The organism is Bradyrhizobium erythrophlei (assembly GCF_900142985.1).
Lineage (GTDB): Bacteria > Pseudomonadota > Alphaproteobacteria > Rhizobiales > Xanthobacteraceae > Bradyrhizobium > Bradyrhizobium erythrophlei_B.
Genome location: NZ_LT670849.1, coordinates 2118884 through 2142983, shown reverse-complemented (window position 1 = coordinate 2142983; position 24100 = coordinate 2118884). Strand labels below are relative to the sequence as shown.

The following is a 24100-nucleotide window of genomic DNA, read 5'->3' as shown; positions in this document are numbered from 1 at the left end:
GTTTTGTCCCCATACCGCCGCTTCTGGGTTCCCCCCGGCAGCGGTCATTGGGCGGCTTTGCCAAACCCTTATTTTTCTTCCCTTCACTGCCGTACCACCCCCACCCTAAGAAAGGGTGGGGGTGGTGCGGCACTGTAGTTGCTACACCTGCACAACACTTGCAGTACCTACGGGTACCGCAGGTTTGGCGGATCACGCGATGAATTCCTTAAATTCGCGATTGACCTTTTGCTCGTAGACTTCGAGTTGCTTGTCTTTGAGCCACGTATCCAACATCCGCCTGACACGCTGCTTGTCGTGGCCCGTCATCACTTCTTTCGTAGAGCCGAGCCCAAGTACCTCGCCAACCACATAGCCAGCCCATGCCTTCGCCTGTGGGTCCTTGCGGTATGCCCCGGCCTTGAGTCGATCTTGGATAGATAGCAGTTGCTGGCTCGTAACTCCTTCCACAAATGAAGCTTGGGTCGGCCACTGCCACCGGGTGACAACGCCGATGTTGTCCGACCGCAGACCGGAAAGATTACCTGTACCGCCATTGCCGAGCGAAACGCTTTCCATCTTGTACCAATCGCGGCTGCCGGTCTTGAGTGTCAGATTCTGCTTGTCATCTTTCGCGCTGAAATAGCCCGATGGACTTTGAAGCGCCGCAGCTTTGGCCTCTTCGTGGGTCATCGGGTTGAGAACCATCACAGAGCGGCAAGCAAAGACCACCGCACCGCTGCCTCGCCCGGACATAGCGGTTGCCATTCCACTGGAAGTGTCTGCCTTCGTCGTGTGATGGCATAGCTCCACGGCGCAATTGCCCTCGCGAGCCACGCGGACCCAGCCGGACTTCATAACCAAGTCCATCGCTCCGCTATCGCTTTCGGGGGCGTCATGGCTGCTTATGAAGGGGTCCACGAACAGAACATCGATTTCCAAGGCTTCGACGGCCTCAATTGCGGCGTCAACCACCGGGACATTTATGATTGTTCCCGTGCGCGTCGTCTTAGTAATGACCAACGACTTCTCGCCATCTATGTGCAGCCTGTCCCCAATATCCTCTGGCTTGATATTGTAGTGAATCATTGCCGCACTGACGCGGCGGCGAAGTTCAACCTTGTCGTCTTCTAGATTGAACAACCAAACCCGCGAAGGTTTGGGCACATCTTGGCCGAGCAGGGGACGGCCCGTAGCAAGGGCTAATGCTTCAACGATTTTGAGCGATGTTTTTCCGACTGCACCGGACGCAATGGTCGCCGAGACGTGACGGCGTATCAGGTGTCTGCCGTAAATCCAGTCACGCACCGGAATTGAAGCAGGGTCTTCCCATTCGAAAACGGTTGGCTCGAAAAACTCGTTATCGTTGGCAGCAACGGGAAGATACCTGGCCCTTAGCTGTGCGGGAGTAATAACGGCGTCGCAGCCATTCTTGAACGCTGCATGCACCGTTGACCAGTGGATATCGTCCACTTTCCTGAGATCAAATTCTTCAAGAACAATCTCCTTGGCCTTGTGTCCGAGCCAGCCACCGGAGTGAAAACTCCCTATTTGGGTTGCGGCATGACAGGCGTCATTGACGAAGTCACCTTTCCAGTCAGAAAGAACTTTTCTTAGTGCGATTTCCGCATCTGTATTTCGACGCGGTCTGACTTCCGCCGAAGCGATACTTGAAACCTTCACGGGCAGAGCAGCCATCACGCTGCCACCGGTTCATTGAGAACTTCCATGAGGTGTTCAACGAAGGTTGGGAAATCCTTGATCCGGTGCTTAAATCCCACAGCCCTAGCTGCTTTGCTAATGGCGGCTCGCCAAGGAGCACCGCCAGATTCGAAGTAGGGTTGAAGTTGCATGTAATCCGCGTCGCTTAGTCCAGCCGCTTCGGCTGCCAACTTCGCCAGACACTCAGCTCCGCGAGCATTGCGCGGATCTGAATAGCGGGCCGTCATTTTATCTCGCCAATCCTTTGTGAGGTTCAATCCATAGCTAACGGATTCGGCGCAGTCAGTTTTTCGTAATTCAAACATTTTATCTTTTTCAAAGTAGCCGGTGAAATTCCGGCAGGGGTTAAGGACGAAATGCCCGCGTGCGTCGGGTTGTCTAAGTAAATCTTAGCGGTACGCGGACAGCACCGCCGTCAATAGATGCTGTCCGCGCTCGCATCACCACTCTGCTCGGGATGACGACAGAGCGGGAGTCTTAAAACTATTCGATATCCCGTAACGTTCGTATAAGGTGATTGAACTTGTTGTCGCTCACGAGCCGCGAAGCTTTGCAGTCCGAGAAGAGCGGCCCGCACTTATCGGCATCTTCCAACGTCGCGTTGGTTTCAGGACAAGCCCCGGCCCTCAGAAAAGAGATTTCCTGAAGCTCACCTTTGCTAATGAAATGAACCGGATTCTGACTTACAGTATGTGTCGTCGTATTAGACGCTGCGTATGTAAAGCCAATAGAGCAATCTAGGAACGCCTTACTCTGAGCAAGAGCGGTGACATGCTCACTGATCTTATCTTTCCGAAGGTGGCATCTAAAGGCCACCCCATACTCATCTGCGTGCAAAATCAGATTTGATTGTGAGTTGCCAAACTCAAGATCGTCGTTGTGCTCTAGGAGCATTCGGACGACGTGAGCCGATTTCAACGACTCATCGAACGCGCCCGGTGAGATGTAATTCCATCGATCGTTGTGACGATAAAGCGTATCGAACCGGAATCCATATCCATGCAGAACAAGTCCGCTGTACGTCACACGCGTAACAAATCTGGAATCGAAGCGACGTAACCCGCCGCCTTCGCTTCGTTAAAGGCGGTCCGAACATCTTCGCTGCGAAGGAAATCAAGGTTCACACCGAATAGGCCGCCGAACCCGATCTGGCTTTCCACCAAGTCCCGCTTCGTCTTCTGCATTTCTGAGTAGACTGTGTAAGCCTCGCCTAACATTTTGAAAAACCTTTTCATGTCGGCGTCGTGCTTGGGCTTCAGAGGCTTACAGTACGCCGCTGAAAGCTTGGCGTGCTCTATGCGAAACTCAGCCTCAAGTTTCTCAATCACCACTTCGGTAGCCTGAGCCTTACGTGCGACGTGATTCATTTGAGTCCTGATATCTGGCAGGTCTTCAAGAGACTCGCCCCGCTCGATGCGGGCCACGTCGTCAGCACGACGCGTGTCTTCGTCGATGGCACCAGCCGTGTCGATTTTACCCGGCACCGGACGGTGATCAGTTAGGTCTATGGTCGCTTTTTCTACCGGCCGCTCGTAGCGCACTACGCTTGGACCAATGTCCGGCCGCAAACGGTTCGCGAGCACGCGATATTCAGCGCCAAGGTTAAGGCGATCTTGCCGACGCGCATCCAGCGCGTTCGCGAGGCGAGTTAGGTTCGCGCTCGTGATGTGAATAGGCGCGAGAGGGTCAATGTTTGTCGGGCTGCGATAGAAAGGCATTATTGTTTCCTTGACTTGAGTTGAGAAAGCTTCTGATTTACGTCAGCGATGATCGGCCCCAAATCGATGACGAACGCACCGTCCTTGCCACAAACGTCGGTAAGCAACGCGTCAAACGGCGCGGCCACGATCGTGGCGTTGCCTTCTTTGATTACGATCAAGGTCCGGCAAAAATCGAAAAGCGTATTGGCGTGCCGTGTGCGTTGGTCTTCCGCGAAGAGAAGGGCCGACTTGGCTGCGGTCCTGATTTGAACGCCAGCCTTGGCGCAAGCTTCGATGATCGCAATCCGATAAGCTGTTCCGATGGTCACATAGCGATCGTCGCCGTGGCCACACGGGATCGAGTCGCCCGCTGAATGTGTGTAAATGTGATGCGCGTAGCGCTGTCCCTGCAATCTTGCAGAAGCGCCGGTAACCGCTGCAACTTGGCTGGCACTCAAGAGCAAGTCCGCTTTCGCGGTCATAGATATCTCCTATGTTTTGGACGTGAAAATATGATGGGCAAAAGAAAACCCGATCCACTGCGGGGTGGACCGGGCTAGGAGTCTGCTTTGGAAAAGCGGGGAGGAATTTCTTCCTTCCATACTTAGACTATACCGGTTTCGGATAGACCCCCCCGAGGGGGCCTATGCAGCGTCGCAAATTGTTGCGATGGCACCGTGATTGTCGTTTGCTGCGAATGGCATAGACCGCAAAAAGCTCTTCCCGTTAATGTAGCAAGATGAGGCGGGCCAATCCCGATAGGGCGGCCAAGTAGCGCGGCGATTGTCTAATGTCTCCCCTGCAAGGTGAGTCAATATGTCTCTAAGGATTCCGTATAGGCACGTCGTGACGCTGTAAGACGGCTCCAACGTGCGTCGTGAAACGAATTCAGGTCGCCCCCGCCCCTTCCTGATCGACTCCGCCACCCGCAATCCTTCAATGACGCGTTGGCGTCCGACCGCTGCGGCAACGCCGTCTCCCACTCCCTGCGTTTTTCCAAGACTGCTCATTGTTGCGTGATGCGCAATGGCGCGAATAACGGGGTGCCATAGCGAACGCATCTCCAACTTCAACATGCGAACAATCTGGCCCGACTCGGCCCGTTGGTCGGAACTTGGAAAATCTGTTTGAGGCAGAAGAGGCGGTGCTTCGCGAATTAGACCGCTAACATCTATCTTCGACCTGTCGTCAATTTCATTGAGCGCATCAAGGAGGCGTATCACTGAGTAGTCATCGGCCTTGATTTCAAGACGGCGGGTTGTTCCATGCTCGTCCATTACGCGCATACCGCTTTTGCCACCCTCATCACCAACGTTAATACTTTCGAATTCGAATCCTTCGTTTGCAGCTTCATCAGGTGCCTCATCATCCGGCCCGGTTGGCGCTCCCGTTCCCTCCCTGCTTTGCGATATTTTGTCGCCGACATAGATATTCAAAGGTGGGAGCGCCTTTGCTGGCGTCATTAAAACTCGATAGTGGCGGTCGATCCAGATTGCAGTATTCCAAAGTCGGCTGTTCTCTTCTTTATTCCTTCCAAGCCGGTCCTTGAGATATTCTTCTTGCAACTGCCACGCGCCGCGCCTCTGCCTATCGTTCGGTTCGCGATGTTTCGGCGGGCCGAGATATGGAATTGCTGGCGATGCTTTGAACGGTACGCCGTCTCGCTTGCTCTCACCCGGCAGGAAAGTTTTCGTTGCGATTCCAGAACGGCGTTCTGCGAAGAGCGGCTTGGCCAGAAGATTGAGAACAACGGGGCACGTAATCGGGTCGCCGGTGACGTTAGTAGGTGCGTCGTCCATAGTTGTTTTGCCTTTGCTTTTCCAAAATATTCCCGCTGCCGTTCGGCATGTCGGGTCGCGTCCCGTGTTGATCGCGGTGTTGTTGAAATTAATTATCCGACGAAACGCTTGGCGGGCACGAATGAAAATAAACGTAGCGCCAACGCGCGCCTTCCTATGCCGGGTGGGCGGAAAATGTAAGAATGCTGGTTCCCTTCTCGACATTTTTTGGATCGACCGGGCTGACGATTTCCCAGGCTGGATAGGAAACCCACGCCGCAGCATTTGCTGGACTCAATTGACCGCTGTCCAAGCTTAAAATAAATGATTGATGTTGTTTCGTCACAACCAAGCCGGCATCGTTGGGGCTTACGAGCAGCGTTCCAGCTTTTGCTTCTGGCGTCCTTGCAGATTCCATTGTCGCGGAATTCGGCAGTAACTTTGCGTCAGTAAATGGAATTCCGATTTCATCCGCAAGCGGTTCGGCATCCACCAATTCGAAAGCTTGAACGTTTCTAAAAGGTGTCGAAAAGACCAAGTAGGCGTAGTTGGTGCCGACTTCTATGCATTTCCATCCAAAACATTTTTCAGTCTTATGCGTTAGGCAGAACATCACACCGGGCTCGATGTCTTTAACGAACTTGGGTGCGTCGGCAACCGGAAGGAGTTTCAATTTAGGGGTTCCTCTCTGTGTAAAAAGCGTTTCTTATCGCTAGGTGCGTATTCGGTCGCGCCGTGGAGTAGGGTTTAGCACCTGAAAGATAATCTGGGGGTTAACTGACGGTTACTCCCGCCCAAGCGGCCGTCATCGCTCCGCGCACTATGCGGCTGCGCCGAACTGTTAGATTGTTTTGGTGTCCCCGGTGCCGCGTGTCCCGACGCGGCGATATTCAAAATTGCTTTGGTCTAGAAATCAGTTCCAACCTTGTATAGCATTTAGAAACAATTTGCTAGGTGGCTCTTGTCTTCATCAATCGTGTCGGGGTTCTATCACGAATCCGAACGAAAAGCATGGTGGCTGTACTACCCGTTGCTCATCTGCAACATGCCGCACAAGCCACATACTAGCGGCGCGGCTCTGCCCCAATCCCTAGCGGCTCGACTCTCGTCGCGATCCCCGGAATCAATAGGGGATGCGTGAGCAAAAGATCACCCTTGGAGAGATGCGGCAGTCCGGCGTGCACGGCCTCCTGATTTATTGCTCCGACTACCGTTGCAGCCATCACCTGAAGATCAGCGCGGATGGATGGCCTGACGATCTCCGACTATCCGATCTTGAGCCGCGCTTCGTCTGCAAGGCGTGCGGAACACGCGGGGCGGACATTCGGCCGAACTTTGCGCCAGCAAGGATGGGCACTAAGGGATGGTAACCCGCAAGCCGATCGATCTTCCGCCGAACGTCGCGCGTGCCTTTGTGAAGGCCATGGAGGACTTTTTCGCTGAGCAAGACAAGCACAAACAGGATGCTATAGCCGCCAATCAACTCAGTGTTATGAATCAGTTTCGCGGACAGCGTGACGAGCCGCTTCGGCTCAGTGATATTAAGGAAATGTTTCGAGCGCTAAAGGGAATCGTGGGCTAAGATGAAGAAGCCTGTCATGATGCCAGCAGAGACCAGATGCACTGAGTGCATGGGGAGCGGCTTCACAGTCGTGAAGCATCCAACGAAACCCGGCGTCAAAATTTATAAAGCGTGCGAAGAATGTCTCGGCAAAGGACGTGTTGCGGCCAACTGATGCGGCCTTTAACGCAGGTCAGCCGGGCCTCTGCACCGATGAGTTGCAGAATCGCGATTGCGGCCACGCCCACAGCCTCCGAGGGCATCGCCAGTAACCAAAGGCGGCTGGCCTACGTGCGGTGCGGCTGGCTTTGGATTCCCATGGTGCCCGTTATGGATCATGTCGAACGGGCTGTAGAGTGTAAGCATGGCTGCGCTTGCCATGCTAGGCAGCGACAACAGCAGAGCTAGAAAGATAACAACGCTGCGCACGAATAGTCTCCCAGAAGGAGAATAGAACTATGTCGATTCGACTCAAGCAGCATCCCTTATTTATCGTCTAGCGACGTTCGGAAATGTTGATGAGGCTTGCGACAAGGATCAGCGCAAAAGTCACGACCATCCAGTTTTGGAACTGAAAGCCGAGAAGCGTGGCCTTATCCATCAGCCATTCGTCCATCGAAGCCGTCCAACGCAAAGGATGGCTCTTTGTAGAGGCTTTGGCTGACGTGGTCCTTACAGAGAACAAATTATGCCACTGCTATTTTCAAACTAGGCCACTATGGGTTGAAACAAGCCAGTAACCCACTGGGGGTGCTGTGCCAATTAGGACAGTGCTGTAGACGGTATTGATCCGGCTATCCGGTCCTGCGGAAAACTCTACGTTGGCCCTTGCCGGGGCTGAGATTTTCATCACGCACAAATTTTTACCGGCCATTGGGGTCGCCGAGAGGTGACCCCTTTCGATTCTAGCAGCCGGAATGAAAGAGGCCGCCCGCTGAGGCGGCCTTACGTCGGTGCTCGCAAGTCGCTGCGAAGCCAACCTTGGGTTTTTCTGGATTTCATTGGGTCGGCCAAATCGGCGACAGTCTGACGGATTTCTTTGCAAACCGGGCACTCATAGGTGCGGATATGGAAACCCAGGCGGCCGGATGTAACCCGCGCCAGCATAGTTTGGGTTTTGCATTTCGGGCATGGTGGTCTGTAAAACTCGCCCATGATGTGGTCCCTCACATCTGGCGGGAGCGCTACACTCTCAGTCACCGGATGGATGCCATTACAAGGCCGGTGATGGAACCGACGATGCGCGCTGCAATACGGGAGCGCTGTTCTGTTTTGCTCACCTCCGCAAAGAAATTAACGATTGGTTCACGAATTGGTCCTTTGTCCGATTCAAATTTAGAAAAATCAAATCAGGCCACTGTTAACTTCAAACTAGGCCGCTTGGGGTCGAAACAGGCCAGTACCCAATTTTGTATAGGAACATCGCACGAACCTGCTGCACGGATTTTGCACGTAACTGCACGCCATTTCATGCTTCGTTCTGCGTGCAGATGCCAATTGCCGCCGATCGCAACAAAGCCTGACGGCGCAAAGTGTTTGATTTTATTAGCAAGAATGGTGCTGCCAGACAGGATTGAACTGTCGACCTCTCCATTACCAATGGAGTGCTCTACCACTGAGCTACGGCAGCGTGCCCCGCATCGAGAATCGGCCAAAAAGGCCCTACAAGGCGGCCGATCCTTGCCACAAGGTCAGGGGTCGCGCAAGCACGGGAAAGGCCCGGCGGAAGCCGAAATCGCCGTAATTTACTGCTATAACTGGCTTCTTTCGATTTTAGCCCGGTTTCGGCCAATGCAGGCCAGGCGGATGGCGGCGGCGTAGGCGAGCAGGTCGGCGATGAAGGATGACGGGCAGGGCGGTGGGCGGCCGGCCGGAAAGGCGCCGAAGGACGCGCGCCAGGAACGGTTGAAGCTCGCGCTGCGCGAAAATCTCAAGCGCAGAAAGTCGCAAGCCAGAGGCAAGGGCGATTACAAGGGCGATTTGATGCCAACGTCGTCCGTCTCTGATGAGGTGGTCGGCGAGGGTGACGAAGAGAACCCCGGGTAAATATCCGGCTGGCTGCGATGCGGCGGTTGGAGGATATCCCTCGAAGAAGCGGATTTTTCGGATCAGGTGGGTGATGTCAAAACAAGCCATCATAGGACAAGAAGCAAACGGCGCCGCTAATCTCGCCAGTGCATTTCCCCGCTATGAGCAGACCTTTCCGACACTGACCGCGCCGGAGATCGCGCGGATGCGCCGGTTTGGCGAGGAGCGCAATTACAAGCACGGCGAAGCCTTGTTTGAAACCGGCAAGGTCGGCCCCGGCCTGTTCGTCGTTTTGTCCGGCCATGTCGCCATCAGCGAGCGCGACGGCCTCGGCCGCGTCACCCCGATCATCGATCAGGGGCCGGGCCAGTTCCTCGCCGAGATCGGCCAGTTGTCGGAACGCCCTGCTTTGGTCGACGGCCATGCCGAGGGCGATGTCACCACGTTGTTGCTGCCGCCGGCCAAGTTGCGCGCGCTGATGGTGGCGGAAGCCGACCTCGGTGAGCGCATCATGCGGGCGCTGATCCTTCGCCGCGTCAACCTGATCCGCGGCGGCGCAGGCGGCCCGGTCCTGATTGGACCCGGGACTTCCGCAGGCGTCATTCGTCTTCAGGGCTTTCTGTCCCGTAACGGCTATCCGCATCATCTGCTTTGCCCGCATGTCGATGCGGACGCTGCCGACGTGATCGCACGCTATTCGCCGCTACCGGAAGAACTGCCGCTGGTGGTCGTGCCCGACGGGACGGTGCTGCGCAACCCGCGCGAGTCCGAACTCGCGCGTGCCATCGGCATGGTGCGCGCCGTCGCCAAGGACAAGGTCTATGACGTTGCCGTCGTCGGCTCCGGGCCCGCGGGGCTGTCGACCGCGGTCTATGCCACCTCCGAAGGTTTGTCCGTGGCCGTTTGCGACACGCGGGCTTTCGGCGGCCAGGCCGGCGCCAGCGCCCGCATCGAGAACTATCTCGGCTTTCCCACCGGCATCTCGGGCCATGCGCTGATGGCGCGCGCCTTCAACCAGGCGCAAAAATTCGGCGCCGACATCATGATTCCCGTCGAGGTGAGATCGCTCGATTGCTCGCGCGCTGACGGCGTCTTCGGCCTGACACTCGAGAATGGCGATGTGGTGCGGGCGCGCGCGATCGTGATCGCCAGCGGCGCACGTTACCGCCGGCCACAGATCGAACGCCTCGCCGAATATGAAGGCCGCGGCGTGTGGTACTGGGCTTCGCCGATCGAGGCGAGCCTGTGCACCCGTCAGGAGGTCGTGCTGGTCGGCGGCGGCAATTCCGCGGGGCAGGCCGCGGTTTTCCTGTCGGGCCATGCCAGCAAGGTTCAGATGGTGATCCGCGGTGGCGGGCTTGGCGCCAGCATGTCGCGCTATCTGATCGAGCGCATCGAAGCATCGTCAAACATCGAACTGATCTTCAACGCTGAAGTCATTGGGTTAGATGGCGCCAAGGAAGCTTCACTCGAATGCGTGCGCTGGCGCAGCCGTCTGTCGCCCGAAGAGATGCGGTTTAATGCCCGCAATCTTTTTCTGTTCGTCGGCGCCGATCCGGCAACGAACTGGCTCGAAGGCTGTGGCGTGAAGGTCGATCGGGCCGGCTTCGTCATTACCGGGGTGTCGAACGGCGCAAGCTCTCCCGCATCGGCATTGGAGACCTCGGTGCCGGGCGTCTTCGCAGTGGGTGACGTCCGTTCGGGCTCGGTCAAGCGCGTCGGCGGGGCGATCGGTGAGGGCGCGCAGGTCGTTGCCGCATTGCACGGCTATCTCAATGATTCCGCACGGCCGTCGCTCTAAAGGCGACGGACAAGATTTCTTGCGCGCGAGTTGGTGTCGGCATGACAGCGCTGCAAAAATTCCGTGACACGGTCATTGCTGTCGTGAGCTAAGGCTGTGGCAATTTCAAACGATCGGCCGTAGCATTGAGCGATCCAAAAAGGGGGAGCGCGTCATGATGCTCGGTCTAAGCTTGCATGCCGTCACGGTGTTGCACGTCGTCATCAGTCTGATCGGAATCGTCACCGGCCTCGTCGTCTTGTACGGGCTGTTCAAGTCGCAGTCGATGCCTGGCATGACCGCCATCTTTCTGCTCACCACCATTCTCACCAACGCCACCGGCTTCATGTTTCCGTTCGAGAAGCTGTTGCCCTCGCACATCATCGCGATCCTGTCGCTGGTGCTGCTGGCGATCGCCTGCTTCGCGCTCTACGGTCAGATGCTTTCAGGGGCGTGGCGTCCGATCTACGTGATCACGGCGGTTACCTCGCTCTATCTCAACGTCTTCGTGCTGGTGATCCAGAGCTTCCTCAAGATCGGCCCGTTGCATGAGCTGGCGCCGAGCGTGCCGCCAAGCGAGCCGCCGTTCGCCGTGACCCAGGGCGTTGTCCTCGTGCTCTTTGTTATCGCGATCATCGCTTCGGTGCGGCGTTTCCGTCCCGCCTGATCCGGCCTCGCTTTATCGGGGGCCGGGCCAGAACCCGCCCCCCGGAGCGTGCGGTACCTGCGTCCTTCCCATCAATTCGCCGTAAAGGTGAAGCCGTTTGGTCCTTAGAAGATCGGCCGGGAGGTTTGCTTTGGGCGCCGTTCGCCCTATACCCTTGGTCCGGATGGGGGGACCAGCATGGATCGCATTCGCATCATCGGCGGCAACGCACTCAACGGCACCATCCCGATTTCCGGCGCCAAGAATGCCGCGCTCCCTTTGATGATCGCAGGTCTTTTGACCGACGAGACGCTGATCCTGGATAACGTGCCGCGGCTTGCCGATGTCGCGCAGTTGCAGCGGATTCTCGGCAACCATGGCGTCGACATCATGTCGGCCGGAAAGCGGCCCGGTGATCGCGAGTACCAGGGCCAGACCCTGCACATTTCTGCGGCTGACATCTTCGATACCACCGCGCCCTACGAACTGGTGTCGCGGATGCGCGCCAGTTTCTGGGTGATCGCGCCGCTGGTGGCGCGGATGCGCGAAGCCAAGGTGTCGTTGCCCGGCGGCTGCGCCATCGGCACGCGGCCGGTCGACCTCCTGATCATGGCGCTGGAAAGACTCGGCGCCGAGATCACCATCGACGGCGGTTATGTGATCGCCCGCGCGCCTTCCGGCCTGAAGGGGGGCGAGATCGATTTTCCCAAGGTGACGGTCTCCGGCACGCATGTCGCGCTGATGGCGGCGACGCTCGCGGAAGGAACCACTGTTATCAGTAACGCGGCTTGCGAGCCGGAAATCCGCGATGTCGCCGACTGCCTCAACAAGATGGGTGCACGCGTCACCGGCGCCGGCACGCCGCGAATCACCGTGCAAGGCGTGAGCAAACTGCATGGCGCGCGGCATACCGTGCTGCCCGACCGGATCGAGACCGGCACGTATGCCATGGCGGTGGCGATGACCGGCGGCGACGTTCAGTTGAGCGGGGCGCGGCCAGAACTCCTGCAAGCCGCGCTCGATGTGCTCACTGAGGCCGGTGCCGTCGTGACCTCCACCAACGAAGGCATTCGCGTCGCCCGCAACGGTGCGGGCATCAATCCGGTGAAGGTTTCGACCGCGCCATTTCCGGGCTTTCCGACCGACCTTCAGGCGCAGTTGATGGCGCTGATGACCTGCGCCAAGGGCGCTTCCCACATCACCGAGACGATCTTCGAAAACCGCTTCATGCACGTGCAGGAACTGGCGCGGTTCGGCGCCCGCATCGCGCTCGATGGCGAGACCGCAACCGTGCACGGTATCGGCCAGTTGCGCGGCGCGCCGGTCATGGCGACCGACCTGCGGGCGTCGGTGTCGCTCGTCATTGCCGGCCTTGCCGCCGAGGGCGAGACCATGGTCAACCGCGTCTATCATCTCGACCGCGGTTTCGAGCGGCTGGAGGAAAAGCTCTCCGCCTGTGGCGCCCGCATCGAGCGCATCAGCGACTAAGACCCCGCGACCTCTTCCGACCTAAGGAACCGGCGTATTCCAAGCGACCGGCCCGCACTAGTGGGTTGACGGCGATTTGCCCTCGCGCCATGGAGCAGAAGCCTTTACCTTTGGTCTTCAATACCGTCCGGAAAGCCGTCATGCCCGTTCTGCTCGATACCTCCAGCCCCGATTTTGCGGCCGCATTCGGCGCATTCCTGGCGATGAAGCGCGAGGTGGCGGCCGACGTCGAAGCCGCTTGCCGGCGCATTGTCGACGATGTGGCGGGACGAGGGGATGCGGCCCTGATCGAGGCGACGCGCCGGTTCGACCGGCTCGAGCTTGACGCCTCAAAGCTTCGGGTCAGCGAGGACGAAATCGCGCAAGCCGTGAAGGCATGCGACCCCAAGACGGTGGCCGCGCTCGAGCTGGCGCGCGAACGAATCGAGAGTTTTCACCGCCGGCAATTGCCAAAGGACGAACGGTTCACCGACGCGCTCGGCGTCGAACTCGGCTGGCGCTGGAGCGCTATCCAGGCGGTCGGCCTTTATGTGCCCGGTGGCACCGCCGCCTATCCATCTTCGGTGTTGATGAACGCGGTGCCGGCAAGAGTCGCTGGCGTCGACCGCGTCGTCATGGTGGTGCCGTCGCCGGACGGAAAGCTCAACCCGCTGGTGCTGGCGGCGGCGCATCTGGCGGGGGTTTCGGAAATCTATCGGGTCGGTGGTGCGCAGGCGATCGCGGCGCTGGCCTATGGCACGGCGACGATTGCGCCGGTCTTCAAGATCGTCGGGCCCGGCAATGCCTATGTCGCGGCCGCCAAGCGGCTGGTGTTCGGCAAGGTCGGCATCGACATGATCGCGGGCCCGTCGGAAGTGCTGGTTATTGCCGACCGCTCCGCCAATCCCGCCTGGATCGCCGCCGACCTCCTGGCGCAGGCCGAACACGACGCCAATGCGCAATCGATCCTGATCACCGACGATCCCGCCTTGGCGGGCGATGTCGCGCGCGCCGTCGAAACGCAGCTGTCGACCCTGCCTCGCGCCGACATCGCGCGCGCCTCGTGGCAGGATTTCGGCGGCATCATCAAGGTCAAGGCGATCGAGGAATCGGTCGCGCTGGCGGATGCGCTAGCCGCCGAGCATCTGGAAATCATGACCGCCGATCCGGAAGGCCTGGCGGCAAAGATCCGCAATGCCGGCGCGGTGTTCTTGGGCGCACACACGCCCGAAGCCATCGGCGACTATGTCGGCGGATCCAATCACGTATTGCCGACTGCGCGCTCGGCGCGATTCTCGTCGGGCCTTGGCGTGCTCGACTTCATGAAGCGGACGTCGATGCTCAAATGCGGGCCCGACCAGTTGCGCCAGCTCGGTCCCGCCGCGATGGCGCTGGGCCACGCCGAAGGCCTCGATGCGCACTCACGCTCCGTCGGAATCCGTCTCAACCTGCCATGACCAAGCCGCCTTCAGGGGACGATTCGCAGAACCGCATTGTCGCAGTCACGCTCGATGAGGAATCGATCGGCCGTTCCGGTCCCGACATCGAGCATGAGCGTGCGATCGCGATCTACGACCTGATCGAGCAGAACCTGTTTGCGCCGGAAGGCGTCGATAACGGACCCTATACGCTGGACCTCAGCATCACCGGCAACCGCCTGGCCTTCGATATACGTCGCGAGGATGGCACGCCCGTCGTGGCGCACCTGTTGTCGCTGACGCCGTTCCGGCGGATCGTAAAAGACTACTTCATGATCTGCGACAGCTACTATCAGGCGATCCGCACCGCGACGCCGGACCGGATCGAGGCGATCGACATGGGCCGCCGCGGCATCCACGACGAAGGCTCGCGCACATTGCAGGAGCGGTTGAAGGGCAAGGTACGGATCGATTTCGAGACCTCCCGCCGCCTGTTCACGCTGATCTGCGTCCTGCACTGGAAGGGGTAGCGCATGTTTGCGGCGATGCGCCAACCGAAAGAAGCCTGATGGCGGCGCCGGCCACGCGCGCTCCGCAAGCCGTGCTGTTTGCCTGTGGCTTCAACAGCGTGCGTTCGCCGATGGCGCAAAGCCTGCTGCAACAGATGTTCCCGCATGCGCTCTACGTGCGCTCAGCCGGCGTCAAGAAAGGCGAACTCGATCCCTTCGCGGTCGCCGTGATGGCCGAACTCGGCCAGGACATCGCGCAGCACCGGCCGATGACATTCGAGGAATTGGATGACTGGGAAGGCCTCAACTTCGACCTCATCATCACGCTGTCGCCGGAGGCGCATCACAGGGCGCTCGACCTGACGCGAACGCTTGCGGCGGACGTGGAATACTGGCCGACGCCGGACCCCACCGGCACCGATGGCAGCCGCGAGCAGAAGCTGGAGGCCTATCGCGAGGTCTGCGACGGCCTGCTGTTGCGCATCCGCAAGCGGTTTTCGAAGGTCGGCGCGGCCTCTGGCTGAGCGGGGCGGGTTCCTGCCATCGGGGACGCCGGGCGGGTGCCGCACCGTTGCCGCTTCGTGACGGCTCGATGTCAGCAGGGCGGCGAGCCCTTTTTCTCAACCCTGATGGCCATTTACCGGGCCAGTTCTTTGTCATGATGCACGGTTGTCTCGGCGATGGCCTTCCGATAGGTTCCGCGCGCATTCAGGGGTCACGAATCTCTCCCACCGATTTATCCGCATGCTTGGCCGTCCCAAACTGGTTCTCGCTTCAGGTTCGCCGCGACGCCTCGGCCTGCTCAATCAGGCCGGCATCGAGCCGGACGCACTGCGGCCCGCCGACGTCGATGAGACGCCCAAGCGCGGTGAGCTGCCGCGCGCCTGCGCCAATCGCCTCGCCCGCGCCAAGGCGGATGCGGCGCTCAAATCGGTGCAACTCGACGACGAGTTGCGCGGCGCCTTCATTCTCGCCGCCGATACCGTGGTCGCGGTCGGCCGCCGCATCCTGCCCAAGGCCAATCTGGTCGATGAGGCCGCGCAGTGCCTGCGGCTGCTGTCGGGCCGCAATCACCGCGTCTACACCGCCATCTGCCTTGTCACGCCGAAAGAGGCGTTTCGCCAGCGCCTGATCGAGACCCGCGTGCGCTTCAAGCGCCTCTCGGAGGAAGACATCCAGGCCTATATCGGCTCCGGCGAATGGCGCGGCAAAGCTGGCGGCTACGCCGTGCAGGGCATCGCCGGATCGTTCGTGGTCAAGATGGTCGGCTCCTACAGCAACATCGTCGGCCTGCCGCTCTACGAATCGATTTCGCTGCTCGGCGGCGAAGGGTTTCCGATCCGCTTCGGATGGTTGAATGCCAGCTAGGCCATCCGGCAAGGCCGCTTCCGACGGGGCGGCGAAACCGTGCCCGATCTGCGGCAAACCCTCAGCAGGCGAAAACCGTCCGTTCTGTTCGGCACGCTGCCGTGACGTCGACCTCAATCGCTGGCTGTCGGGGTCCTATGCGATCCCCGGGCGGCCCAGCGAGGACGACGACAACGAATAAGCGATATATTAGAAATACTCTTTTGTTTTCATGATCTTGCAGGATTGTTCGTCGCTGCCCTTCGGGCGGTGCCGGACACGCTTCGCTTTTTTTGACCCTTGGCTGCGCCTGGCGAAGCTGCAAGGCGAAGCAGGTGGACAGGACGGATTGTCCTGACTATAAACCGCCGCTCCCTCAAGCCACTACGCTTAAGGCCAGGGAACGCCCAGGTAGCTCAGTTGGTAGAGCATGCGACTGAAAATCGCAGTGTCGGTGGTTCGATCCCGCCCCTGGGCACCATGACCCCCTCCGCAGTCTTCCGCCACCGTGTTAGAATCCCTCAATAAAGCGAGGAATTCTCTTCCACTGCCTTCCGCGGTGTTCCGCTGACAACCAGAACATTTGTTGGTACGGCTGTTGGTATTGAAGAGAACAGCTGTTGGTAGATTGAGCTGAGGGGATCGAACCCATGCCCATTTCAGACGCTGTATGCCGTACCAGCAAATCGCGAGAAAAGCCGTATAAGCTGGCAACGCTCTAACGGACGGGCAAGGAAAGAGGGGTGGTTTCAACCCATCCCTTGGCCGGCTGGCGGGACCACGTAGAGCGTCAAAGCGAAGACCGCGTAGATGAAGATGAGCAGCGCGCCGATGAACCATGCCGAGCGCCCGCTACTCGTGATGAAGCTCGCAGTCACCGTCGCGATCATCACCATGGTCACCGCGCCCGGCCAGAACTGCAGACTCATCGGCGACGGTCCGACGACATAACTGAGCAACACCAGCGCAGGTGCCACGAACAGCGCGATCTGGGAAGCGCTGCCGAGCGCGATGCTGACGCTCATGTCGAGGCGGTCCTTGCGCGCCGCGGAAAATGCAACGGCAAACTCGGCGGCAGCACCGACCAACGAGACGATAATAAACCCGACGAAGGCCGGGCTCATCCCAAATGTCTCCGCGGCCTTCTGCACGGACTCCACAAAGATCTCGCTGACCAGCGCAACCAACACGGTGACGACGAGCAGCGTCCAGACCGCAAGGCCAATCGGCCAGTGCGCCTCGTCCGCACCATGCTCGGCGCCTGCGAACAGCTCCTTGTGGGTCTTTAGCGAAAACAGCAGGCCGAGGCCATAGGCGACGATGAGCAGGATGGCGAGGCCGATGCTGAGCTTCCGCATGATAGCCTCGCCCTCCGCGAGGTCGAGATCGGCGACCGCCGACGGGGCGAGCAGCGCAACGGTCGCCATCAGCAACAGCCCGGAATAGAGCCGCCCGCCGGACCGGTTAAACTCCTGGACGTGGTAACGCAATCCGCCGATCAGCAGGCATGCGCCGAGCATGAACAGCGCATTAGTGACAATTGCGCCCGCGATCGACGCCTTCACCAGCATGTACTGGCCGGCGCGCAGCGCCGTGATGGCGATTATCAGTTCCGTAAGATTGCCAAGCGTGGCATTGAGCAATCCGCCAACGGCATCGCCGGTCTTGGCGGCGACCGCTTCGGTCGCGTGGCTCAGCAGGGCGGCCAGCGGCACGATGGCGAGCACGGCCAGCACAAACAACAAGGTATGAGAATGCGGCGTCGCCGCTTCAGCTACTAGCACGGTAGGTACGAAGACCAGCATCCAGAGCAAAGGGGTCTGCCGGATTTCCTTGAGCAAAGGTTGCATGACGCCGGCTCCGTACTGAGTGAGATGGCGGAAAATCCGACCGAGACCGGCATCCGGCTCAACACGGATGATGGCAACCATTTTCGCAGCAATGGGCTTGATCCAAATCAACCGGGCTTTGATCTGGATCAATCCTCTTGATCTAGATCAACCCTCGATGTGGCATTCATCCAGCACTTGTATATCCGGAACCGGAATGGAGAGAACACCATGGAAGCCGAAAACAACCCCTTGGAGGCGGTCCGCTCGATGATGATCGATACTGTCGAAAAATCACGGACGGCAACGCAGAGCTACTTCGATCTATTTGAGAAGACGGTGCGGAGTTTTTCCGAATGCGAAGGAAGATCAAGTTGGCGCTGCGTTCAAGGCGTACGTAGAAAGACAAGTGGCCGCCAATCATGCCTTCGTTGACAAGCTCCTGCGCGTCAAGGACTTTCAGGAAGCCTTTCGCGTTCAAGCCGAGTACTTTCAGTCACAGTTGAGATCGGCCGCCGACGACGCAACCCAACTCACGTCCAAAATGGCTGCGTCATTCAATCGATCAAAAGGCTGAGCCTTCATTAGGGAGCAATTTTGCGGGGCACAGCCTAGCATGTTTCCGATGAGAGCTGTGCTTTCGCCGCCGAGCGCTGTCGCTCACTTCCGGTTGCGTCGGTGACGTTCAAGGCGCAATCGCTGCTCCGTCATGCGCTTTATCTTTTCATCAAGCTGCGCATCTTTTTCATCGAGCCGATCGTTTTTTGATTTCGGCCGATCGCTCCCACGCAGCTTTTCAAGCGCTTTCTTTACGGAGAGTTTATTGATTTCAGCCATGCCAACTCCTCATCATAGCTTGACGTCCCGCGATTGCTTCATGATCTTTGAAAGCATTATGGCTAGGGGCTTTTGCTGTGTTTACCTTCATCATCGGATCATGGACGTTCGGCTCGCTGCTGCTCTCTCAGTACATTCCAGTCAAATAGAAAAACGCAATGACAACGAAGACCGCCGCAGTCTTTGTCAGCGTAATCACGAACACGTCCTTATAGGCCTGCCGGTGAGTGAGTCCCGTGACCGCAAGCAACGTGATGACAGCTCCGTTGTGCGGCAAGGTATCCATGCCGCCGCTCGCCATGGCTGCGACACGATGGAAGACATCGAGCGGAATACTTGCGGCCTGCGCGGCGGCGATGAAAGTATCGGACATCGCGGCCAAAGCGATGCTCATCCCCCCGGAAGCCGAGCCGGTGATACCGGCGAGCACCGTCACTGTGATGGCCTCGTTGACCAGCGGATTGGGAATCGCTTTGAGCGCGGCAGAGACCATCTCGAAGCCCGGCAACAGCGCAATCACCCCGCCGAATCCGTACTCGGAGGCCGTGTTGAGCGACGCCAACAGCGCTCCCGCAACGGCTGCCTTGCTGCCATCCGCGAACTTCGTCAGCACGGGCCGCCAGGCAAAGACGAACACCGCCAGGATGCCGAGCAGCAGGGCACCTTCAACCGCCCAGATCGCCGCCACTGGACCGATCTTCGTCGCGATCGCGTGGCCGCTCAGCGTTACCTCATGCGTTGCGCCGTAAGCACGAGGCACCAGTTTCGTCAATATGAAGTTTGCAACCCCGACCACGACCAGCGGCGATAGCGCGATCCAGGGGTTTGGCAATTCCTTCTCCTCGAACGGCTCCGGCTCGTTGAGAAGCTCGGCGCCATAACCTTCTCCGTTTCTTTGCGCGGCGCCGCGGCGGTTCTCGATATAGGCAATGCCCGTGACGAACACGAAAACGCTGCCGATCACGCCGAGGATCGGCGCAGCCCATGTGGTCGTGTTGAAGAAAGTGGTCGGAATGATGTTCTGGATTTGCGGCGTTCCCGGCAGGGCATCCATCGTAAAACTGAAGGCGCCGAGCGCGATAGTGGCTGGGATGAGCCGTTTCGGAATCTCCCCCTGGCGAAACATCTCAGCGGCAAACGGATAAACCGCAAAGACGACGACGAACAGTGATACGCCGCCATAGGTCAGAATTGCGCAGACGATGACAATGGACAGGACTGCGCGCTCTCGCCCGAGCACTCCGATCACGGCCGACACGATCGATTTCGAGAAACCCGAAAGTTCAATGACCTTGCCAAAGACGGCCCCGAGCATGAACACCGGGAAATAGTTTTTGACGAAACCGACCATCTTCTCCATGAAGACACTAGAAAACAGCGGCGGTACTAGCGAGGGATCGGTCAGCAACACCGCCCCCATCGCGGCGACCGGCGCGAACAGGATGACGCTGTAGCCGCGATAGGCGACAAGCATGAGGAAGACCAGAGCGGCCAGCACGATCAGAAGATTCATGGCGACACTCCCAATTGTACCGGATCGGGGTAACCTCAGACTGTTGATGTGAGCATCGTCATGCGTTCGCGCTCGAGCTCGCCGATGATCCTGGCGTGATGTTCGACCACCTCGCGCAGTAGGTCACGGATCGAGACCACGCCGACCAACCTGCCTTTCTCGAGAACCGGCAGATGACGAATCCCGTGGGCGTGCATCAGCCTCAGACATTCGGCGAAGGTATCCTCGATCCCGACCTTGACGACGTTTTCGACCATGATGTCCTTGACCGCGGTCGCCTGCGGCGTCTTCCCAGCCAGCACCACGCGCCTGAGGCAATCGCGTTCGGACACAACACCGACGATCGCGTCCTTCTCGAGAACGACGAGGAACCCGATATTCTTCTCTTCCATGATCCGCACGGCCGTCTGCACAGTGTCCGCCGAGGCGACAGCCCACACATTTCCCGATTTTAGAATCTGCTTCAGCGGCCGATAGGCGAGAATTTCTTCTGGGCGTCTGAGCGGATGATCCATCTTGTGTCACCTCCACGATGGAAATCGATAGAACTACTTGGCGATGACGAATTGTCCATCCAAACCTCCAGGCGCACATGAGGTGTCGGTTGCTGCTGCCGTTGCTGATAGCCAAGACCGCACACTGATAGACTCTGGCCGCCTGACGCGCGTGCGCTGCCCGGTTAGCAATGCACGCTCCGGCAGCTCGAGTTGCGACGGCTTGATTTAGATCAATAGAAGCCGGCGGCATCGTTTCCTAATGCTTCATTCGGCATGCGTTGAATGCAGTCTGCTCCTGGCGTCGGGCCATGAAGCTAAACCAATCAAAGCATAATCGATGGAGGCGTCCATGAAAGCGAGCGCGGCTCTTAGGAAGGAAGGGGATGTCGGCGATTTCCGGAGAGGTTTCCGGCCCGGCGATTGGTGCACGTCGATCAACGTTCGCGATTTCATCGTCCGGAATGCTACGCCTTACACCGGCAACGAGGACTTCCTGGCCGGGGTATCGCAGCGCACAAAGGCCGTTTGGGCGAAACTACAGCCATACTTCGCGGACGAAAGGAAAAAGGGTGTTCTGGCGGTCGATACCAAGACGCCTTCCACCTTGCTGGCCCACAAGGCCGGTTACATCGACCGTGACAATGAAGTCGTCGTGGGACTTCAGACCGACCAGCCGTTCAAGCGTGCCATCTTTCCGTTCGGCGGTTTGAGAATGGTCGAGGCCGGCATCAAGGCCGCCGGCTTTGAACCGGATCCAGCGGTGCATGAGACCTTCACCAAGTACCGCAGATCGCACAACGACGGCGTCTTCGACGCCTATACGCCAGAGATCATGAATTGCCGCCGGTCCGGCATCATTACCGGACTTCCTGACGCCTACGGCCGCGGCCGCATCATCGGCGACTATCGCCGCGTGGCACTCTATGGAGTCGATCGCCTCATCCAAGTAAAGCACGCCGAACGAGCGCAGATCGACGACATGTGGCCGACCGACGAGATCATCCGACAGCGCGAGGAGCTGTCCGAGCAAATCCGTGCGCTCGAGGATCTCGCGTCGATGGCGAAGCTTTATGACTGCGACATTTCCAAGCCAGCCACAAACGCCCAGGAGGCATTCCAGTGGACCTATTTCGCCTATCTCGGCGCCATCAAGGAAGCCAATGGTGCAGCGATGTCGATTGGCCGCATCTCGAGCTTTCTCGATATCTACATCGAGCGTGACTTGAAAGCAGGTGCTCTGGACGAAAAGCGCGCCCAGGAGCTGTGGGACCAGCTGGTGCAGAAGCTGCGCATCGTGCGCTTCCTCCGCACGCCCGACTATGACGCGCTGTTCAGCGGCGACCCCTACTGGGCGACCGAGTGTGTCGGCGGCATGGATCTCGATGGGCGCACGCTCGTCACCAAGAGCAGCTACCGCATGCTGCACACGCTCTACAACCTCGGGCCTGCGCCGGAGCCAAATATTACAGTGCTCTGGTCAAATCATATGCCGGCGCCGTTCAAGCGCTACTGCGTCAAGGTCAGCAAGGACACGTCGTCGCTGCAATACGAGAACGACGATTTGATGAGGCCGTTCTGGGGTGACGATTACGGTATCGCCTGTTGCGTCTCGGCGATGCGGCTGGGCAAGCAAATGCAGTTCTTCGGAGCTCGCGTCAATTTCGCCAAAGCACTGCTTTATGCCATCAATGGCGGCCGCGACGAGGTCTCCGGAGATCAGGTCGCCCCGCGAACAATGCCTGTTGTCGGCGACTTCCTCGACTACGACGACGTCATGGCCAAGTTCGACACCACGATGGAATGGCTGGCCAAGACCTACGTGCACGCCATGAACTGCATTCACTACATGCACGACAAGTATTTCTACGAACGTCTCGAAATGGCGCTGCATGACCGCGACATCCTGCGAACGATGGCGTTCGGGATCGCGGGGCTTTCAGTGGTTGCCGACAGTCTGAGCGCGATCAAGTACGGGAAGATGCGCGTCACGCGCGACGCCACGGGCCTGATTGTCGACTATCAGAACGAAGGCAACCAATCGACGCCGCAGTTCGGCAACAACGACGATCGGGTCGATCTGATCGCCTCCAGCATGGTTACCAGCTTCATGGAGAAGATCCGCAAGCATCCGACCTACCGGAACGCGACGCACACTCAGAGCGTGCTGACGATCACCTCCAATGTCGTCTACGGCAAGGCCACCGGAAATACTCCAGACGGACGGCGCAAGGGCGAGCCGTTCGGGCCTGGCGCCAACCCGATGCATGGGCGCGACAGCCATGGCTGGTTGGCCTCCTGCCTTTCGGTCGCAAAGCTTCCCTACAAGGATTCGCTGGACGGCATCAGCTACACCGTCTCCGTCGCGCCGCAAAAAGCGCACCTGTCGGAGAGCCAATTGCTGGACGAAGCGGTTAAGGCCTTCGACGTCTATTTCGATCGCGGCGGCTTCCACATGAACCTGAACGTGATCGACAAGGAGACGCTCGAGGACGCGATGAAGAACCCGGACAAATACCCGCAGCTCACGATCCGGGTCTCGGGTTACGCGGTGAACTTCGTCCGGTTGACGCCGGAGCAGCAGCGAGACGTGATCAGCCGTACCTTCCACGGCCAGATTTGACGGAGGTGCGCCATGTCGACGGTGCAGGCACTGGAGCCCGGAAGTCGTTACGACCTCCGGGTCGGGGTTTCGCCCGACGCGCCCGACGAGGACAAGATCAAGGACGAACTCGGTTCGTTCGGTTATTGCCATTCCTACGAAACGTCGTCGCGCTACGACGGTCCCGGTCTGCGCCTGGTGCTGTTTCTCTCGGGTTGCTTGCTGCGCTGTACCTATTGTCACAACCCTGACACCTGGCACCTCAAGGACGGCACCTATGTCTCGGTCGACCAGGTGCTCCGCCGCATTGCCGATTTCGCTCCTTCCATCCAGGCTCTCGGTGGCGGGCTGACGGTCTCGGGCGGCGAGCCGATGGTGCAGCTGGCTTTCACCAGGCGGATCCTCGCCGGCGCTAGGCGCATGGGTCTGCACACGGCGATACAGACGTCCGGATTTCTGGGCGACCGCGCCGACGAAAGCTTCCTGTCCGAGGTCGATCTCGTTCTCCTCGACATCAAGAGCTCGGATCCGGAAACATATTGGCGAACGACCGGACGTGATCTCGCGCCCACGCTTCGCTTCGCCGAGCGTCTGGCGTCGTCGTCGAAGCCCGTTTGGGTTCGCTTCACGCTGGTGCCTGGCGAGACCGACGACCCCGCAAATGTCGACGGCATTGCACGATTTGTCGCACCCATGAAAAACGTCCAATGGGTCGAGGTGCAGCCATTCCATCAGATGGGCTCGTTCAAGTGGAAGGCGATGGGCCTTGAATACAAGCTCGAAAACACCCAGCCGCCCAGCCGCGATCTGGTGAATCGGGTGATCGAACAATTCCGTGCCGCGGGGTGCCAGGCCCGCTGATTCCGCCAGGTATCGGGCCAATCCGAGGG

General features: G+C 58.9%; 25 protein-coding genes and 2 tRNA genes. 15 read left to right on the top strand and 12 right to left on the bottom strand.

The window, feature by feature from the left end:
- Window positions 1-192: 192 nt before the first annotated feature.
- The 7 genes from BUA38_RS10035 to BUA38_RS36630 all read right to left on the bottom strand — a co-directional run bounded on the left by BUA38_RS10035 (window position 193) and on the right by BUA38_RS36630 (window position 5852).
- Window positions 193-1677 carry an AAA family ATPase gene (locus tag BUA38_RS10035; RefSeq protein WP_072817782.1) on the bottom strand — a complete coding sequence of 495 codons (1485 nt, stop codon included), beginning with the start codon at window positions 1675-1677 and terminating at the stop codon, window positions 193-195.
- Window positions 1677-2006 (bottom strand): hypothetical protein, encoded by a 330-nt coding sequence (locus tag BUA38_RS10030; protein ID WP_072817781.1) that lies wholly within the window; start codon window positions 2004-2006, stop codon window positions 1677-1679. The genes BUA38_RS10035 and BUA38_RS10030 overlap by 1 nt, the downstream gene beginning before the upstream one ends.
- Window positions 2007-2184: 178 nt before the next feature.
- Complete coding sequence (locus BUA38_RS38760; protein WP_072817780.1) at window positions 2185-2727, bottom strand: HK97 family phage prohead protease; 543 nt, start codon at window positions 2725-2727, stop codon at window positions 2185-2187.
- Window positions 2724-3419, bottom strand: coding sequence for a hypothetical protein (locus BUA38_RS10020; protein ID WP_072817779.1), 696 nt, complete (start codon window positions 3417-3419; stop codon window positions 2724-2726). Before BUA38_RS10020 ends, BUA38_RS38760 begins: the two co-directional genes overlap by 4 nt.
- Window positions 3419-3883, bottom strand: a complete 465-nt coding sequence (locus tag BUA38_RS10015) for a hypothetical protein (protein ID WP_072817778.1) — start codon at window positions 3881-3883, stop codon at window positions 3419-3421. The genes BUA38_RS10020 and BUA38_RS10015 overlap by 1 nt, the downstream gene beginning before the upstream one ends.
- A 162-nt stretch (window positions 3884-4045) precedes the next feature.
- Entirely contained in the window at window positions 4046-5200 is a 1155-nt protein-coding gene (locus BUA38_RS10010) for a hypothetical protein (protein WP_072817777.1), read from the bottom strand.
- A gap of 154 nt (window positions 5201-5354) precedes the next feature.
- Window positions 5355-5852 carry a hypothetical protein gene (locus BUA38_RS36630; protein ID WP_156898472.1) on the bottom strand — a complete coding sequence of 166 codons (498 nt, stop codon included), beginning with the start codon at window positions 5850-5852 and terminating at the stop codon, window positions 5355-5357.
- A gap of 690 nt (window positions 5853-6542) precedes the next feature.
- Between BUA38_RS36630 and BUA38_RS10000 the strand changes: the two genes are divergently transcribed.
- Window positions 6543-6761, top strand: coding sequence for a hypothetical protein (locus BUA38_RS10000; protein WP_072817775.1), 219 nt, complete (start codon window positions 6543-6545; stop codon window positions 6759-6761).
- A 1534-nt stretch (window positions 6762-8295) separates the two neighbouring features.
- Here the strand turns inward: BUA38_RS10000 and BUA38_RS09985 are convergent.
- Window positions 8296-8370: transfer RNA gene (locus tag BUA38_RS09985), tRNA-Thr, on the bottom strand.
- A gap of 206 nt (window positions 8371-8576) precedes the next feature.
- Here BUA38_RS09985 and BUA38_RS09980 point away from each other — a divergent pair.
- The 10 genes from BUA38_RS09980 (at window position 8577) to BUA38_RS09935 (ending at window position 16416) form a co-directional block, all read left to right on the top strand.
- Window positions 8577-8786 (top strand): hypothetical protein, encoded by a 210-nt coding sequence (locus BUA38_RS09980; RefSeq protein WP_072817773.1) that lies wholly within the window; start codon window positions 8577-8579, stop codon window positions 8784-8786.
- A 73-nt stretch (window positions 8787-8859) separates the two neighbouring features.
- Window positions 8860-10569 carry an FAD-dependent oxidoreductase gene (locus BUA38_RS09975; protein WP_072817772.1) on the top strand — a complete coding sequence of 570 codons (1710 nt, stop codon included), beginning with the start codon at window positions 8860-8862 and terminating at the stop codon, window positions 10567-10569.
- 154 nt (window positions 10570-10723) lie between these two features.
- On the top strand, window positions 10724-11215 hold the full coding sequence (locus tag BUA38_RS09970) for a hypothetical protein (protein ID WP_072817771.1): 492 nt from the start codon (window positions 10724-10726) through the stop codon (window positions 11213-11215).
- A 177-nt stretch (window positions 11216-11392) separates the two neighbouring features.
- The gene (gene murA, locus BUA38_RS09965) at window positions 11393-12682 is read left to right on the top strand and encodes a UDP-N-acetylglucosamine 1-carboxyvinyltransferase (protein WP_072817770.1); all 1290 of its coding nucleotides are present in this window, start codon (window positions 11393-11395) and stop codon (window positions 12680-12682) included.
- Window positions 12683-12822: 140 nt separating this feature from the next.
- Entirely contained in the window at window positions 12823-14118 is a 1296-nt protein-coding gene (gene hisD / locus BUA38_RS09960) for a histidinol dehydrogenase (RefSeq protein ID WP_072826000.1), read from the top strand.
- Window positions 14115-14609, top strand: coding sequence for a UPF0262 family protein (locus tag BUA38_RS09955; protein ID WP_072817769.1), 495 nt, complete (start codon window positions 14115-14117; stop codon window positions 14607-14609). The genes hisD and BUA38_RS09955 overlap by 4 nt, the downstream gene beginning before the upstream one ends.
- Window positions 14610-14647: 38 nt before the next feature.
- Entirely contained in the window at window positions 14648-15112 is a 465-nt protein-coding gene (locus BUA38_RS09950) for a low molecular weight phosphatase family protein (RefSeq protein ID WP_072817768.1), read from the top strand.
- Window positions 15113-15332: 220 nt separating this feature from the next.
- A complete protein-coding gene (locus BUA38_RS09945) occupies window positions 15333-15956 on the top strand; it encodes a Maf-like protein (RefSeq protein ID WP_072817767.1) in 624 nt (207 codons plus the stop codon).
- Window positions 15946-16137, top strand: a complete 192-nt coding sequence (gene yacG, locus BUA38_RS09940; RefSeq protein ID WP_072817766.1) for a DNA gyrase inhibitor YacG — start codon at window positions 15946-15948, stop codon at window positions 16135-16137. The genes BUA38_RS09945 and yacG overlap by 11 nt, the downstream gene beginning before the upstream one ends.
- Window positions 16138-16340: 203 nt before the next feature.
- Window positions 16341-16416 (top strand) — tRNA-Phe (locus BUA38_RS09935).
- 268 nt (window positions 16417-16684) lie between these two features.
- On the opposite strand, the gene cax is transcribed toward BUA38_RS09935, so the two are convergent.
- Entirely contained in the window at window positions 16685-17785 is a 1101-nt protein-coding gene (gene cax, locus BUA38_RS09930) for a calcium/proton exchanger (RefSeq protein ID WP_072825999.1), read from the bottom strand.
- Between cax and BUA38_RS37520 the strand changes: the two genes are divergently transcribed.
- The gene (locus BUA38_RS37520) at window positions 17780-17926 is read left to right on the top strand and encodes a hypothetical protein (protein ID WP_172806013.1); all 147 of its coding nucleotides are present in this window, start codon (window positions 17780-17782) and stop codon (window positions 17924-17926) included. The genes cax and BUA38_RS37520 overlap by 6 nt on opposite strands.
- Window positions 17927-18092: 166 nt before the next feature.
- Window positions 18093-18341 (top strand): phasin family protein, encoded by a 249-nt coding sequence (locus tag BUA38_RS38755; RefSeq protein WP_072817765.1) that lies wholly within the window; start codon window positions 18093-18095, stop codon window positions 18339-18341.
- A gap of 83 nt (window positions 18342-18424) precedes the next feature.
- On the opposite strand, the gene BUA38_RS37510 is transcribed toward BUA38_RS38755, so the two are convergent.
- The 3 genes from BUA38_RS37510 to BUA38_RS09915 form a co-directional block, all read right to left on the bottom strand.
- Window positions 18425-18601, bottom strand: coding sequence for a hypothetical protein (locus tag BUA38_RS37510; RefSeq protein WP_172806011.1), 177 nt, complete (start codon window positions 18599-18601; stop codon window positions 18425-18427).
- A gap of 127 nt (window positions 18602-18728) precedes the next feature.
- Window positions 18729-20114, bottom strand: coding sequence for a GntP family permease (locus BUA38_RS09920; RefSeq protein WP_072817764.1), 1386 nt, complete (start codon window positions 20112-20114; stop codon window positions 18729-18731).
- Between the two features lie 35 nt (window positions 20115-20149).
- Entirely contained in the window at window positions 20150-20629 is a 480-nt protein-coding gene (locus BUA38_RS09915; protein WP_083587530.1) for a CBS domain-containing protein, read from the bottom strand.
- A gap of 331 nt (window positions 20630-20960) precedes the next feature.
- On the opposite strand from BUA38_RS09915, the gene pflB reads away from it, so the two are divergent.
- Together pflB and pflA are read left to right on the top strand one after the other, a co-directional pair.
- The gene (pflB, locus tag BUA38_RS09910) at window positions 20961-23231 is read left to right on the top strand and encodes a formate C-acetyltransferase (RefSeq protein ID WP_072825997.1); all 2271 of its coding nucleotides are present in this window, start codon (window positions 20961-20963) and stop codon (window positions 23229-23231) included.
- A gap of 12 nt (window positions 23232-23243) precedes the next feature.
- Window positions 23244-24071 (top strand): pyruvate formate-lyase-activating protein, encoded by an 828-nt coding sequence (gene pflA, locus BUA38_RS09905; RefSeq protein WP_072817763.1) that lies wholly within the window; start codon window positions 23244-23246, stop codon window positions 24069-24071.
- The last annotated feature ends 29 nt before the right edge of the window (window positions 24072-24100 follow it).